2 protein-coding genes are annotated in these 928 nt (G+C 72.1%); both read right to left on the bottom strand.

What is annotated here, in order from left to right:
- The coding region (locus I5I_RS09120) for an ABC transporter ATP-binding protein (protein WP_036318521.1) at positions 1–415 on the bottom strand (415 nt) is incomplete at its 3' end.
- A gap of 2 nt (positions 416–417) precedes the next feature.
- Positions 418–928: ECF transporter S component (locus I5I_RS09125; protein ID WP_036318523.1), on the bottom strand; the 511-nt coding region annotated here is incomplete at its 5' end.

The following is a 928-nucleotide window of genomic DNA, read 5'->3' on the forward strand; positions in this document are numbered from 1 at the left end:
CGAGCCGCACGGCATCCAGTGCCGCGTGCACGCGCGGCCAGATCTCCTCACGCGGCACGCCCAGGTTCTCGCAGCCGAACGCGACGTCGTCACCCACTCGCGCGAGGATCACCTGCGCGTCGGGATCCTGCAGCACGAGGCCCGCCCGGCCGCGGGTCTGCGTGGTAGGGACGCCGTCGATCAACAGCGCTCCCGCCGACTCGCCCTCCTCGTCGCCGCCGAGCACGCCCGCAAGCCCCTGCAGCAGGGTCGACTTGCCCGCGCCGGAAGCACCGAGCAGCAGCACGCGTTCGCCGGGTTCGATGCGAAACGACACGTCGCGCACAGCCCACGCCCGGCGTGACGCGTGCCGCCAGCCCCATCCCTGGGCGCTGACCGTGACCGGCGCGACCGGCCCGCCGAGGTCGACGGCCACGCTCAGACGAGGTCGCGGCGTTCGCGCCCCGCGGCGAAGCGATCCAGCGCACCGGTCGCGGCGAGACCGCGCGCGAGCACCCACGAGAGGGCACCGGCGATGACGGCGCCCGAGATGGTGGTGCAGATCAGGTAGATCACCGTGAACGCGGCGTCGGCCCCGGCGTACCAGAGGATCAGATTGTTGATGCCCCCCGCAAGGGCAGCCCCGGCGCCGGCGAGGATGGCGACGGGGAGCTTCCACGCCCGGTAGAAGAACAACAGGAAGACGAGCTCGGCTCCGAGACCCTGAACGAGTCCCGCCTCGAGGGTCAGGAAGCCGCCCCACTGGTTGCCGACGAGGGCCGAGACGACGGCCGCGAGCGTCTCGGTGTAGATCGCCGCTCCCGGCTTGCGGATGAGGAGAGCACCCAGCACGCCGGCGAACAGCCACGGGCCGTCCAGCAGGCCCTGCATGCCGGGCAGCAGGGGTTCCAGCAGGCTCTTCGGGCCGAGGTAGCCGATGTCCAGAGCA

Origin of the sequence: Microbacterium sp. B24 (assembly GCF_000333415.1) — a bacterium.
Classification (GTDB): domain Bacteria; phylum Actinomycetota; class Actinomycetes; order Actinomycetales; family Microbacteriaceae; genus Microbacterium.